The sequence below is a fragment of the Bacillus sp. B1(2022) genome, assembly GCF_040259625.1.
Taxonomy (GTDB): domain Bacteria; phylum Bacillota; class Bacilli; order Bacillales; family Bacillaceae; genus Bacillus; species Bacillus velezensis.
On sequence record NZ_JANIFO010000003.1, the window covers coordinates 363,381 to 375,133 of the forward strand.

At 47.1% G+C, this 11,753-nt stretch carries 10 protein-coding genes; all 10 read left to right on the forward strand.

Annotation, left to right across the window (positions count from 1 at the left end; translation table 11 throughout):
* The first annotated feature begins 41 nt into the window (after positions 1-41).
* Positions 42-2,165 carry a polyribonucleotide nucleotidyltransferase gene (pnp, locus tag NQS30_RS07945; protein WP_015239868.1) on the forward strand — a complete coding sequence of 708 codons (2,124 nt, stop codon included), beginning with the start codon at positions 42-44 and terminating at the stop codon, positions 2,163-2,165.
* A gap of 112 nt (positions 2,166-2,277) precedes the next feature.
* On the forward strand, positions 2,278-3,237 hold the full coding sequence (locus NQS30_RS07950) for a polysaccharide deacetylase family protein (RefSeq protein ID WP_012117569.1): 960 nt from the start codon (positions 2,278-2,280) through the stop codon (positions 3,235-3,237).
* 39 nt (positions 3,238-3,276) lie between these two features.
* Positions 3,277-4,512 carry a M16 family metallopeptidase gene (locus NQS30_RS07955; protein WP_012117570.1) on the forward strand — a complete coding sequence of 412 codons (1,236 nt, stop codon included), beginning with the start codon at positions 3,277-3,279 and terminating at the stop codon, positions 4,510-4,512.
* Between the two features lie 78 nt (positions 4,513-4,590).
* On the forward strand, positions 4,591-4,848 hold the full coding sequence (locus NQS30_RS07960; RefSeq protein WP_003154176.1) for a YlmC/YmxH family sporulation protein: 258 nt from the start codon (positions 4,591-4,593) through the stop codon (positions 4,846-4,848).
* Positions 4,849-5,005: 157 nt separating this feature from the next.
* On the forward strand, positions 5,006-5,896 hold the full coding sequence (gene dpaA, locus NQS30_RS07965) for a dipicolinic acid synthetase subunit A (protein ID WP_044801435.1): 891 nt from the start codon (positions 5,006-5,008) through the stop codon (positions 5,894-5,896).
* Positions 5,897-5,898: 2 nt separating this feature from the next.
* A complete protein-coding gene (gene dpaB / locus NQS30_RS07970; RefSeq protein WP_007409809.1) occupies positions 5,899-6,489 on the forward strand; it encodes a dipicolinate synthase subunit B in 591 nt (196 codons plus the stop codon).
* 134 nt (positions 6,490-6,623) lie between these two features.
* Positions 6,624-7,664 carry an aspartate-semialdehyde dehydrogenase gene (gene asd, locus NQS30_RS07975; RefSeq protein ID WP_003154169.1) on the forward strand — a complete coding sequence of 347 codons (1,041 nt, stop codon included), beginning with the start codon at positions 6,624-6,626 and terminating at the stop codon, positions 7,662-7,664.
* Between the two features lie 88 nt (positions 7,665-7,752).
* Positions 7,753-8,967, forward strand: a complete 1,215-nt coding sequence (gene dapG / locus NQS30_RS07980) for an aspartate kinase (RefSeq protein ID WP_003154168.1) — start codon at positions 7,753-7,755, stop codon at positions 8,965-8,967.
* Between the two features lie 30 nt (positions 8,968-8,997).
* On the forward strand, positions 8,998-9,867 hold the full coding sequence (dapA, locus tag NQS30_RS07985; RefSeq protein ID WP_003154166.1) for a 4-hydroxy-tetrahydrodipicolinate synthase: 870 nt from the start codon (positions 8,998-9,000) through the stop codon (positions 9,865-9,867).
* A 178-nt stretch (positions 9,868-10,045) separates the two neighbouring features.
* Entirely contained in the window at positions 10,046-11,713 is a 1,668-nt protein-coding gene (gene rnjB, locus NQS30_RS07990) for a ribonuclease J2 (protein ID WP_007409811.1), read from the forward strand.
* Positions 11,714-11,753: the final 40 nt, after the last annotated feature.

An 11,753-nucleotide genomic window follows, 5' to 3' on the forward strand; every position in this document is an offset into this window, starting at 1 on the left:
AATTGATTATTTCACACATTAAGAGAGGAGCTCGTAATCGAATGGGACAAGAGAAACATGTCTTTACCATAGATTGGGCCGGCAGACAGCTTACAGTAGAAGCCGGCCAGCTTGCCAAACAGGCAAACGGCGCTGTCATGGTCCGCTACGGCGATACTGCAGTGCTCAGCACAGCAACCGCATCAAAAGAACCGAAACCGCTAGATTTTTTCCCGCTTACCGTTAACTATGAAGAAAGATTATACGCAGTAGGTAAAATTCCGGGCGGTTTTATTAAAAGAGAAGGCCGTCCAAGTGAAAAGGCCGTTTTAGCCAGCCGTCTGATCGACCGTCCGATCCGCCCGCTTTTCGCAGACGGATTCCGTAACGAAGTACAGGTCATCAGCATTGTCATGAGTGTTGATCAGGACTGCTCATCTGAAATGGCTGCAATGTTCGGTTCATCACTCGCTCTTTGCGTTTCCGATATCCCGTTTGAAGGCCCGATCGCGGGTGTGACGGTAGGCCGCATTGACGGGAAATTCGTCATCAATCCGACGGTTGACCAGCTTGAAAAAAGTGATATCAACCTCATCGTTGCAGGCACAAAAGACGCCATCAACATGGTGGAAGCCGGAGCGGATGAAGTACCTGAAGAAATCATGCTTGAGGCGATTATGTTCGGTCACGAAGAAATTAAGCGCCTGATCGCATTCCAAGAAGAAATCGTCGCAGCAGTCGGCAAAGAGAAAACAGAAATCCAACTGTATGAAATTGACGAAGAGCTCAGCGAAAAAGTAAAAAGCCTTGCGGAGCCGGATCTTCTCAGCGCCATTCAGGTTCACGAAAAACATGCTCGCGAAGACGCGATTAATGAAGTGAAAAATGCAGTTGTCGCGAAATTCGAAGAAGAAGAGCATGATGAAGATACGATTAAAAAAGTGAAACAGACACTGTCTAAACTTGTGAAAAACGAAGTGCGCCGTTTGATCACAGAAGAAAAAGTCCGTCCGGACGGCCGCGGCGTTGATCAGATCCGTCCGCTTTCTTCAGAAGTCGGCCTTCTGCCGAGAACGCACGGCTCCGGGCTGTTTACGAGAGGACAGACGCAGGCGCTCAGCGTATGTACATTAGGCGCCCTTGGGGACGTTCAGATTCTTGACGGTTTAGGCGTGGAAGAATCAAAACGCTTTATGCATCATTATAACTTCCCGCAGTTCAGCGTAGGGGAGACAGGCCCGATGCGCGGACCGGGACGCCGTGAGATCGGTCACGGTGCTCTTGGAGAGCGTGCGCTTGAGCCGGTCATTCCGAATGAAAAAGACTTCCCGTATACGGTCCGCCTCGTATCCGAAGTGCTTGAATCAAACGGTTCCACTTCACAGGCCAGCATTTGCGCGAGCACGCTTGCCATGATGGACGCAGGTGTTCCGATTAAAGCCCCTGTTGCGGGTATCGCGATGGGACTTGTGAAATCAGGCGAGTACTATACGGTATTAACGGATATTCAAGGGATGGAAGACGCCCTCGGTGACATGGACTTTAAAGTAGCCGGCACGGAAAAAGGCGTGACAGCGCTGCAAATGGACATTAAAATTGAAGGCCTTTCAAGAGAAATTCTTGAAGAAGCGCTTCAGCAGGCGAAAAAAGGAAGAATGGAAATCTTGAACAGCATGCTCAGCACGCTTGGTGAATCAAGAAAAGAACTTTCTCAATATGCGCCGAAAATTTTAACGATGAACATTAATCCGGATAAAATCCGTGATGTTATCGGACCGAGCGGTAAACAAATCAACAAAATCATTGAAGATACCGGTGTTAAAATTGACATTGAACAAGACGGCACCATCTTTATTTCTTCTACTGATGAAAGCAGCAACCAAAAAGCGAAAAAAATCATCGAAGATCTTGTCAGAGAAGTCGAAGTCGGCCAGCTTTACCTCGGTAAAGTCAAACGGATTGAGAAATTCGGCGCTTTCGTTGAAATCTTCAGCGGAAAAGACGGTCTCGTTCACATCTCTGAACTAGCGCTCGAACGGGTCGGCAAGGTTGAGGATGTTGTGAAAATCGGTGACGAAATCCTTGTGAAGGTAACTGAAATTGACAAACAGGGACGAGTGAATCTGTCGCGTAAAGCAGTGCTGCGCGAAGAGAAAGAAAAAGAACAGGAACAACAACAATCTTAAATGAAAACCTAACAAGGAGCCTGGGAGACCCGGCTTCTTTATTTTGAGAAAGACAACAGACGGGTTCTACCTTGTCCTCCTCATACATAATGTGTGAGGAGGGGGGAAGGACATGTTGAAAAAATTCGTGCCGTTTGCCGTTTTTTTATTTCTTTTTTTTGTTTCGTTTGAAATGTTAAAAAATCCGTATACAGTTGATTACATAGACGCAATGAAAAAAGACGCTGTAACTGTGTCAGCATCAAAAGATCCGCTCTATGAAGAATTACTGCAAAAAGCGTCAGAGTATGAAGTGAAGCCGCAAGACGCGCGGATTGATAAAATATGGAAGAGTATACCGGGATATAACGGTTTAAAAGTCAATGTGGAAAAATCCTATAAACAAATGAAAAAGGACGGAGAATTTCACGAAGACGGCCTTGTCTATGAGCAGGTAAAACCGAAAGTCCATCTTGATTCTCTCGCGCCCGAACCCATTTATAAAGGAAATCCCGACAAACCGATGGTCGCTTTCCTGATAAATGTCGCCTGGGGAAATGAATACGTGGAGCAAATGCTGCCTATTCTGAAGCAGCACCAGGTCAAAGCAACTTTCTTTCTTGAAGGGAAATGGCTGAAAAACAATCAGGAGCTGGGGAAAAAAATAGCGGCAGACGGACATGAAATCGGAAATCATTCATACAATCACCCTGATATGAGCAAACTGACTTCAGGAAGCATTTCCGAACAGCTTGACAAAACCAATGCACAAATCAGCGAGACGCTCGGCATAAAGCCGAAATGGTTTGCGCCGCCAAGCGGCAGCTTCAGAAAAGCTGTGGTCGATCTTGCGGCGGAAAAAGGAATGGGCACCATCATGTGGACCGTGGACACCATTGACTGGCAAAAACCGTCTCCGGCTGTTTTACAAACAAGGGTGTTGAGCAAAATACATAACGGAGCCATGATTTTAATGCATCCGACTGATCCGACTGCGAAAAGCCTGGATACACTGATTGCAAAAATCAAAGAAAAAGGCTACGCGCTCGGCTCAGTGTCTGACTTAATGGATGAAAACAGGCTGATGAAGTAGCAGGCGGCAGTTGCCTGTCTTTGAATAGGAGGAACAGACTTGATAAAACGCTATACATGCCAAAACGGTGTAAGAGTTGTGCTTGAAAATAATCCAACGGTGCGGTCTGTGGCAATCGGCGTATGGATCGGGACGGGATCACGTCATGAAACGCCGGATACAAACGGTATTTCGCACTTTCTTGAGCATATGTTTTTTAAAGGAACAAATACCAGGTCCGCACGTGAAATCGCAGAATCCTTTGATCGGATAGGCGGCCAAGTGAATGCCTTCACTTCAAAAGAATATACGTGCTATTACGCCAAAGTGCTGGATGAGCATGCAAACTACGCACTTGATGTGCTGGCTGATATGTTCTTTCATTCTGCTTTTGACGAAGATGAGCTCAAAAAAGAAAAGAACGTCGTATATGAAGAAATCAAAATGTATGAAGACGCGCCGGATGATATTGTCCACGATCTGCTGAGCAAAGCGACATACGGCAATCATTCGCTCGGCTACCCGATTCTCGGGACGGAGGAAACGCTTTCGTCATTTAACGGCGATTCTCTCAGACAGCATATGGATGACTTTTACACGCCGGACCGCGTCGTCATTTCTGTCGCCGGAAATGTAACGGAACAATTCATTAAAGACGTGGAGAAATGGTTCGGTACATACGAAGCGAAGGGCAAAGCAAGCGGCATCAGCGAGCCTGAGTTTCATTATGAAAAGCTGACCAGAAAAAAAGACACCGAACAGGCGCATCTCTGTCTCGGTTTCAAAGGCCTGAAAGTCGGAGATCCGGACATTTACGATTTGATCGTCTTAAACAATGTGCTGGGCGGAAGCATGAGCAGCCGTCTTTTCCAGGATGTGCGCGAAGATAAAGGACTGGCCTATTCTGTATACAGCTATCACAGTTCCTATGAAGACAGCGGTATGCTGACGATTTACGGAGGCACCGGCGCGAATCAGCTCGGACTTCTGTCTGAAACTATTCAGGAAACGTTATCGGTTCTAAAACGTGACGGTATCACCCCGAAAGAGCTGGAAAACAGCAAAGAGCAAATGAAGGGGAGCTTAATGCTCAGCTTAGAGAGCACAAACAGCAAAATGAGCCGGAACGGGAAAAACGAACTCCTGCTCGGAAAGCATAAGACCATGGATGAAATTATCACTGAATTAAATGCGGTCAGCCTGGAAAGCGTCAACGGCCTCAGCCGCCGCTTATTTACGGATGATTACGCACTATCGCTCATCAGCCCGACCGGCAATATGCCGGCCTCGTCTTAATCGGAAAAGCAGTCTGCCTCTATACGGGGCAGGCATTTTTTTTTGCTCCGGGTCATATAGTACAAGGGGGTGGCTATCATGAGGCTCAGTGAACTGTCAGGTAAAGAAATTGTAGACATTAAACGGGCAGAGCGGCTCGGCGTGCTCGGCCAGACCGATTTGGAAATTAATGAACAGGACGGACAAATTACCGCGCTGTTGATACCGACGGTAAAATGGTTCGGATTGCGAAAACAAGGCCACGACATCCGCGTCCCCTGGAACCATATCCAAAAAATCGGGTCAGACATGATCATTTTAGACGTTCCGGGGGAGATCACGCCTCCCGAAGAGTAGATCTTATTCTTTTTTTGCAAGCACCGGCTCATACAGCCGGTGCTTTTTTCATGAAAAAGAACGCTGTACATTCACCGCCCTTTCTCTTTGCACATACGATGAAGAGGAGGATGACACTTAAAAGATCCAGTAACTGTAAAGAAGGTGAACGTTTCAGATGTTAACCGGATTGACAATTGCGATCATTGGCGGTGACGCAAGACAGCTTGAGATTATAAGAAAGCTGACAGAACAGCATGCCGATATTTATCTTGCAGGGTTTGACCAATTGGATGACGGTTTTACAGGAACCGTCAAATGCAAAATTGATGAGATTCCCTTTCAAAAAATAGACAGTATCATCCTGCCCGTATCGGCAACGACCGGAGAAGGCGTTGTTTCCACGGTTTTTTCAAATGAAGAAGTGGTATTAAAGCAGAGCTATCTTGAGCGGACACCGGAGCATTGCGTCATTTATTCAGGCATCTCCAACGCGTATCTTGAGGGGATCGCCAGCGAAGCCGGCCGCAAACTTGTGAAATTATTTGAACGGGACGATATCGCGATATTCAACTCGATTCCCACTGTTGAAGGAACAATCATGATGGCGATTCAGCATACGGATTATACCATTCACGGATCAAATGTCGCCGTTCTCGGCATGGGGCGCACCGGTATGACGATCGCCCGGACGTTTGCGGCGTTAGGGGCGAAGGTAAAAGTGGGCGCGCGGAGTTCGGCTCATTTGGCCCGTATAATGGAAATGGGGCTTTCTCCTTTTCAGCTTGAAGAGCTTACTGAACATGTAAATGATATTGATATCTGCATTAACACCGTACCGAGCTTGATTCTGAATCAAAGCGTTTTATCGCGCATGACGCCGAAGACCTTGATTTTGGATTTAGCATCCCGCCCGGGCGGAACGGATTTCAAATATGCTGAAAAACAAGGCATTAAAGCGCTGCTTGCTCCGGGTCTTCCGGGAATTGTGGCCCCGAAAACAGCCGGACAGATTATTGCGAACGTATTGAGCAAGCTTTTGGCAGACTTAAAGAAAGAGGGGAAATAACCATGTCTCTGAAAGGGAAAAGAATCGGATTCGGATTAACCGGCTCGCATTGCACATATGAGGAAGTTTTTCCGCAAATAGAGGCGCTTATCAGTCAAGGAGCTGAAGTCCGGCCGGTCGTGACATCAACCGTTCAATCGACCGATACCCGCTTTGGGGAGGGGGGAGATTGGGTCAGAAAAATTGAAGAAGCAACAGGCTTTGAGGCGATTGATTCCATCGTAAAAGCGGAGCCTCTCGGGCCGAAACTTCCGCTCGACTGCATGGTCATCGCCCCTTTAACCGGAAATTCAATGAGCAAACTCGCAAATGCGATGACTGACAGCCCCGTCCTTATGGCTGCGAAAGCCACGATCCGCAACGGCCGCCCGGTCGTGCTCGGAATTTCGACAAACGACGGACTCGGTTTAAACGGAACGAACTTAATGAGGCTGATGTCCGCAAAAAACATATATTTCATCCCGTTCGGCCAGGACGACCACGTGAAAAAACCGACATCGCTCGTCGCCAGAATGGATCTCCTTCCGATTACGGTAGAAAAAGCTCTTTTGCACCAGCAGGTTCAGCCGGTGCTCGTACACCACCATGAATAAAAAATCATGATGACAGAAAATCATTCCGGAATAAAAAAATTCGATCAATCCGTGACTATTCTATGGTAAAATAAAACGTAAAATGCAAAGTCAATTCAACAAATGATGCTTAATTGGCGGAAGGAGTTTTACAGATGGGAAGAGGATTACACGTAGCAGTTGTCGGAGCGACGGGAGCCGTAGGACAGCAAATGCTGAAAACACTGGAAGACAGAAACTTTGAAATCGAAACACTCACACTACTATCCTCAAAGCGTTCTGCTGGTACGAAAGTAACGTTTAAAGGCGAAGAATATACAGTGCAGGAAGCTGTTCCTGAAAGCTTCGAAGGCGTTCATATCGCGTTATTCAGCGCCGGCGGAAGCGTATCACAAAGCTTGGCGCCTGAGGCTGTAAAACGGGGAGCCATTGTGATTGACAATACCAGCGCATTCCGTATGGACGAAAATACACCGCTCGTGGTGCCTGAGGTGAACGAAGGTGATCTGCACAAACATAACGGCATTATCGCCAACCCTAACTGTTCAACGATTCAGATGGTGGCTGCGCTTGAACCGATCCGCAAAGCGTACGGATTGAAAAAAGTCATTGTATCTACTTACCAAGCTGTGTCCGGGGCCGGCAATGAAGCGGCGAAGGAATTGTACAGCCAGACAAAGGCGATTTTAAACAATGAACCCGCAGAACCGTCCATTATGCCGGTTAAAGGCGACAAAAAGCATTATCAAATCGCATTTAACGCCATTCCGCAAATTGATAAATTCCAAGATAACGGCTATACGTTTGAGGAAATGAAAATGATTAATGAAACGAAAAAAATCATGCATATGCCGAAGCTGGAAGTGGCTGCGACATGTGTCAGACTGCCGATTGAAACAGGGCACTCAGAATCTGTTTACATTGAGCTTGACCGTGATGACGCAACCGTTGAAGATATTAAACAGCTTTTAAAAGAAGCTCCGGGTGTTACGCTTCAGGATGATCCGGCGGAGCAGCTTTACCCGATGCCTGCTGATTGCGTCGGCAAACGCGATGTATTTGTAGGAAGAATCCGTAAAGATTTGGACAGAGCAAACGGTTTTCATTTGTGGGTTGTTTCTGATAACCTGTTAAAAGGCGCCGCTTGGAACTCAGTCCAAATCGCGGAAAGCCTGCAAAAACTGAACCTCGTATAAAACAAACGTATTTTCTATAGGCGAACAGAAGAGAGTAAGGCTCTGCCTGCTCTCTTCTGTTACGTCAGACTAATTTGGAGTGAAAATAGTGAAGATCATTGTTCAAAAATTCGGCGGAACATCCGTAAAAGATGACAAAGGCCGCAAGCTTGCGCTAGCACACATTAAAGATGCCATCAGTGAAGGTTATAAAGTTGTCGTTGTCGTATCGGCGATGGGAAGAAAAGGAGACCCGTACGCGACAGATTCTTTAATCGGGCTCCTTTACGGCAGCCAGTCCGACATTTCTCCGAGAGAGCAGGATATGCTTCTGTCTTGCGGAGAAACGATTTCGTCCGTTGTTTTTTCCAGCATGCTGAAGGAAAACGGCATAAAAGCCGCAGCTTTAACAGGAGCCCAGGCCGGCTTTTTAACCAATGCCCAGCATACTGACGCCAAAATTATAGAAATGAAAACAGAGCGGCTTTTCGCTGCACTTGCCAGCCATGACGCTGTCGTTGTCGCGGGATTTCAGGGAGCGACTGAAAAAGGCGACACGACGACGATCGGCAGAGGAGGAAGCGATACTTCAGCAGCGGCGCTCGGCGCGGCGGTAGATGCTGAGTTTATCGACATTTTTACGGACGTGGAAGGCGTTATGACAGCCGATCCGAGAATCGTGGAAAATGCTAAGCCGCTTCCGAACGTCACATATACGGAAATCTGCAACCTTGCCTATCAAGGCGCGAAAGTCATTCATCCGCGCGCGGTGGAAATCGCCATGCAGGCAAAGGTGCCGATCCGCGTGCGCTCCACTTATTCAAAAGACAAAGGCACTTTGGTGACGTCCCATCATTCGTCTAACATCGGCAGCGATGTATTCGAACGGCTGATCACGGGGATCGCCCATGTGAAAGATGTGACGCAATTTAAGGTTCCCGCCAAAATGGGGCAATACAACGTTCAGACTGAAGTCTTTAAAGCAATGGCAAATGCCGGAATCAGCGTAGATTTCTTTAACATTACGCCGAGTGAAATCGTATATACCGTGGCCGGCAGTAAAACGGAAGCCGCGCGCAGCATTTTGGCTGAATTAGGATATGAGCCGACAGTGACGGAGAGCTGTGCGAAAGTGTCAGCGGTCGGCGCCGGGATAATGGGTGTTCCGGGTGTCACGTCAAAAATCGTCTCCGCACTTTCTGATAAAGGCATTCCGATTCTGCAATCTGCCGACAGCCATACGACGATCTGGGTGCTCGTTCATGAAAAAGATATGGTAACGGCCGTAAATGCGCTGCATGAAGTGTTTGAACTTTCAAAGTAAATGTGATTGAATCATGATGAGGTGAAAAAAATGAATGTCGGAAATATATCTACAGCGATGATTACCCCCTTTGACAGTAAAGGGAATGTAGACTTTCAAAAACTGTCTACATTAATAGACTATTTGTTGAAAAACGGCACGGATTCTTTAGTCGTCGCAGGCACGACCGGCGAATCTCCGACACTTTCAACGGAAGAAAAAATTGCACTCTTTGAATTTACAGTCAAAGAAGTGAACGGACGCGTGCCTGTTATTGCGGGTACGGGAAGCAACAATACGAAAGACTCCATTAAACTGACAAAAAAAGCTGAAGAAGCCGGCGTCGATTGCGTTATGCTTGTCACGCCATATTATAATAAGCCTTCCCAAGAGGGGATGTACCGTCATTTTAAAGCCATAGCTGAAGAAACGTCTCTTCCTGTGATGCTTTACAACGTGCCGGGCAGAACGGTCGCTTCGCTTGCGCCGGAAACGGCCATCAGACTTGCGGAGATACCGAATATCTCTGCGATTAAAGAAGCGAGCGGCGATCTTGATGCCATTACGAAAATCATTGCCGAAACACCGGAAGATTTTTACGTCTATTCAGGTGATGACGGGTTAACGCTTCCTATTCTCGCAGTCGGCGGAAGAGGAGTCGTGTCAGTGGCCAGCCATATCGTAGGTTCTGACATGCAGCAGATGATTAAAAACTATACGAACGGGCAGACGGCAACCGCGGCACTGATTCATCAGAAGCTTCTGCCGATCATGAAGGAGCTCTTTAAAGCGCCTAATCCGGCTCCGGTCAAAACGGCGCTACAGCTGAAAGGCCTTGATGTCGGATCTGTGCGTCTTCCTCTTATCCCGCTGAATGAAGATGAACGTCTGAGCCTGAGCAGCGTCATCAGCGAACTGTAAGAAAAAATTTATACAGTTAAAATACGCGGTCATTCTCATTTTTATCGTGAGTTTGACCGTTTTGTATACATATTGGTTTTCCCTAAACCTTCCGCTTCTTCTTGTTTTCTAAAATTGATATCAGTTATAATAGGAACAAGTGATGATGGACGGGTATGAGACTAGGAGGATACAGATTTTGAAAAAGAAAAATACAGAAAACGTCAGAATTATCGCCCTTGGCGGCGTCGGAGAAATTGGGAAGAACCTATATGTCATTGAAATTGACTCAGACATATTTGTAGTGGATGCAGGGCTGATGCACCCTGAAAATGAAATGCTCGGTATTGATGTCGTCATTCCGGATATTTCCTACTTAGTAGAACGGGCTGACCGCGTGAAGGCCATCTTTCTGACACACGGGCACGATGAAAACATCGGGGGCGTCTTTTATTTATTGAATAAGCTGTCGGTGCCGGTATACGGAACGAAGCTTACGCTTGCATTACTGAGAGAAAAACTCAAGCAGTACGGGCATAATCGAAAAGCTGATTTGCGTGAAGTTCACTCTAAATCAGTCATTACATTTGAATCAACGAAAGTATCGTTCTTTAAAACGATTCACAGTATTCCGGATTCAGTGGGAGTCAGCTTCAAAACATCACTTGGCTCTATTGTATGCACGGGAGACTTTAAATTTGACCAGACGCCTGCTTATCACCAATCATGTGATATTGGCGAAATTGCCAAAATCGGAAACAGCGGCGTGCTCGCCCTGCTTTCTGACAGCGCCAATGCGGAGCGCCCGGGGTATACTCCGTCAGAAGCATATGTAAGCGGTGAAATTTCCGATGCGATGAACAATTCAGAAAACCGTGTCATCATTGCTGTATTCGCGTCTAATATCAACCGGATCCAGCAAGTGATACAGGCTGCCGTCCAGAACGGCCGCAAACTTGCAATCGCCGGAAAAAATCTGCAAAACGTGCTTCAGCTGGGGCGCAAGCTCGGCTATATTGAAGCCGAAGATGAAATGTTTATTCCTGTGCAGGATGTGAAAAAATATCCGAAGCGGGAAGTGGCAATTGTTACAGCCGGAAGCCATGGTGAGCCGCTGGCCGCTCTTACGCGGATGGCCAAGCAGGCGCACAAGCAGCTTAACATTGAAGAAGGAGACACCGTTGTCATTGCATCAACACCGATTCCGGGGCATGAATTGATATATTCCAAAACCGTCAACCTGCTTGCCCGCGCCGGCGCTCAAGTCATTTTCGCCCAAAAACGCGTGCATGTGTCCGGGCACGGTTCGCAGGAAGAATTGAAACTCATGCTTAATTTGCTGAAACCGAAATATTTAATTCCGGTTAACGGTGAATTCAGAATGCAAAAAGCGCATTCCAAAATCGCAGAAGAGATCGGCATGAAACGCAGCGATATTTTCTTGATTGAAAAAGGTGACGTCGTTGAATTCCGCGGCCAGAATGTGAAAATCGGGGATAAAGTCACGTACGGAAACGTGTTGATTGACGGCCTCGGAGTCGGCGACATCGGCAACATCGTGCTGAGAGACCGCCGCTTATTGTCACAAGACGGCATTCTCATCGTCGTGATCTCACTCGATAAGCAGAAAAAGAACCTCGTATCAGGTCCTGAGATCATTACGCGCGGTTTCGTATATGTCAGAGAATCAGAAGGTTTAATTGTACAAGCTACTGAGCTCGTCCGCTCTATCGTGACTGAAGCGACGGAAACATCTGCCGTAGAATGGTCCACGCTGAAACAAGCCATGCGTGATGCGCTGAATCAATTCCTTTATGAAAAAACAAAACGCAAGCCGATGATCATTCCGATCATTATGGAAGTATAATGTATACACAGCCGGAGCGCATGATGCTCCGGCTTTGTTT

Bases quoted from the DNA above. Each gene is read 5' to 3' on its own strand.
- NQS30_RS07950 (WP_012117569.1), top strand. From the start codon at position 2,278: ATGTTGAAAAAATTCGTGCCGTTTGCCGTTTTTTTATTTCTTTTTTTT.
- dpaA (WP_044801435.1), top strand. From the start codon at position 5,006: ATGTTAACCGGATTGACAATTGCGATCATTGGCGGTGACGCAAGACAG.
- dpaB (WP_007409809.1), top strand. From the start codon at position 5,899: ATGTCTCTGAAAGGGAAAAGAATCGGATTCGGATTAACCGGCTCGCAT.
- asd (WP_003154169.1), top strand. From the start codon at position 6,624: ATGGGAAGAGGATTACACGTAGCAGTTGTCGGAGCGACGGGAGCCGTA.
- pnp (WP_015239868.1), top strand. From the start codon at position 42: ATGGGACAAGAGAAACATGTCTTTACCATAGATTGGGCCGGCAGACAG.
- NQS30_RS07960 (WP_003154176.1), top strand. From the start codon at position 4,591: ATGAGGCTCAGTGAACTGTCAGGTAAAGAAATTGTAGACATTAAACGG.
- dapA (WP_003154166.1), top strand. From the start codon at position 8,998: ATGAATGTCGGAAATATATCTACAGCGATGATTACCCCCTTTGACAGT.